This window comes from Luedemannella flava (genome assembly GCF_039528515.1).
GTDB classification, from domain to species: domain Bacteria; phylum Actinomycetota; class Actinomycetes; order Mycobacteriales; family Micromonosporaceae; genus Luedemannella; species Luedemannella flava.
Window position 1 is genome coordinate 1 of record NZ_BAAALT010000346.1, and the last position, 2,030, is coordinate 2,030.

Annotated in this window: 1 protein-coding gene and 1 pseudogene; both read right to left on the reverse strand. The window is 72.2% G+C overall.

The genetic code is table 11. From position 1 onward, the window contains the following. A pseudogene (locus ABD211_RS33185) lies at positions 1 to 279 on the reverse strand (hypothetical protein); the annotation flags it as partial. Beyond that, a partial coding sequence (locus ABD211_RS33190) for a peptidoglycan D,D-transpeptidase FtsI family protein (protein ID WP_486336268.1) occupies positions 279 to 2,030 on the reverse strand: 1,752 nt, incomplete at its 5' end. The gene ABD211_RS33190 and the pseudogene ABD211_RS33185, both read right to left, overlap by 1 nt.

Here is a 2,030-nt window from a genome sequence, read left to right on the forward strand (position 1 = left end):
CACGGCGGCGAACTCGGCGCCGTGGCGGTTCGCGCCCGGCAGCCCGGCGTACAGGTCACCGGGGCGCACGTCGGTGCTGGCGTGGGTGATCCCGGTGACGGTCAGGTCGGCGGGCAGCGTGGGACGCACCACGGCCGGGTCGACGCGGAGCACGTCGCTGAGCTCGACCAGGCGTCGCGGTGCCACGCCACGGGGACGGGGATAGCCGGACACGACCGCTGACCCTACCCGTTCCGCGGACGGCGGCTGTGCAGGGCGACCTGTCGGGCTACCGGTCATCACGGATAAACGCGGAACTTGGGCGGTTTTGTGCCGGTTGGCGGCACCAGGAAGTGCGCCAGGGTGAACGTCATCATGTCCTTGAACGCCGGCCCGGCGACCGCCCCGCCGTTGCCCCCGGGCGTGTACGCGAACACCCCGATGGCGTAGCGCGGCGCATCCGCCGGCGCCAGGCCGACGAACGAGGCGACCTCGCCGGACGCGTACCTGCCGTCCTTGACGACCTTGCCGGTGCCGGTCTTGCCGGCCACCCGGTAGCCGGGCACCGCCGCCGACAGGCCCGTCGCGTCCGGCACCGTGGTGACGGCCTCCAACATGGTGGTGAGGCTGCGCGCGTTCGCGGCGGAGAGCACCTGGCGCGTCGGCGGGGCCGTCGCCGGGGTGACCCTGCCGTCCGGCGCGATCGTCGCCTTCACCAGGTGCGGCCGGACCCACACGCCGTCGTTGGCGATCGCCGCGTACGCCGCCGTCATCTGCAGCGGGGTGACCGACACGCCCATGCCGATCGGGATCGACCCGGCGCTCGACCCGCTCCAGTTCTTCGGCGGCTGCACCAGGCCGGCCGCCTCGCCCGGCAGACCCTCCATCGTCGAGGCGCCCAACCCGAACCTGCGCTGGTACTCGTAGAGCTTCTGGGCGCCCAGCCGGTCGGCGATCGCGATCGTCCCCACGTTCGACGAGTAGGCCAGAATGCCCGGCACCGTCATCTTGTTCTTCTCGTGCCAGTGCGTGTCGGAGTAGGTCGTGTCGCCCTTGCGGACCGTGGTGGTGACCGGGATGGCGCTGTCGGCCGTGATCACGCCCTCCTGCAGGGCCGCCCCGATCACGATGGCCTTGTGCACCGAGCCGGGGTCGACCGGCTTGCCGGTCGCGCAGTCGCCCCGGTCGGTCGCCGTCGAGCTGAACGGGTCCGCGGCGTTGAACACCGGGTAGCTCGCCTGCGCCAGCACCTCGCCGGTCTTCACGTCGAGCACGACCGCGCAGCCGAAGATCGCCTTGACCTCCGCCATCCGGGTGGCCAGGATCCGCTGCACCTCGTACTGCAGGTCGCGGTCGATGGTCAGCTGCAGCGAGCTGCCCGGCCGGGCCGGCTGCTCCTCGTGGTACCCGCCCGGGATCTCGTGGCCCAGGTTGGCCGCCTCCTGGCCCACCTCGAACGTGCGCTTGCCGTCCTCGCCGTGCAGCAGGTCGTTGTAGCTGGACTCCAGCCCGTCGAGGCCGGTGAGGTCCTGGTTGGTGAAGCCGATCAGGTTCGCCGCGAGGTCGTTGCCGGGGACCATCCGGCGCTCGTCCCGGCGCACGCCGATGCCGGACAGGTTGAGCGCGGCGACGCGGTCGCCCTTCGCGATGTCGATGCCCCGGGCGAGGTACACGAACCGCTGCTCGATGCCGTCGGCGCGCACGTGCCGCTTGAGCTTGGGTAGCAGCTCCGACTTGGGCACACCCAGCACCTGGTAGAGCTGCTCGGCGGTGTGGTCGGGGTTCTTCACGTCGACCGGGTCGGCGTAGACGTAGCGCGCCTCGACCGTCGTCGCGAGGACGGCTCCGACGCGGTCCACGATGCTGCCCCGCGGCGCGACCAGCGGCACCTCGTGCAGCCGGTCCGCCAGCCCTTTCGCCGCGTACGCCTTGGCGTCGGTGACCTGGATCGCCACCAGCTTGAGCGCGACCATCAGGAACAGGGCGAGGACGAGCGTCGTGGCCGCCCGCACCCGCCGCGCCGGGTCGGCGAGGCGGGGCAGGGGGCGTTC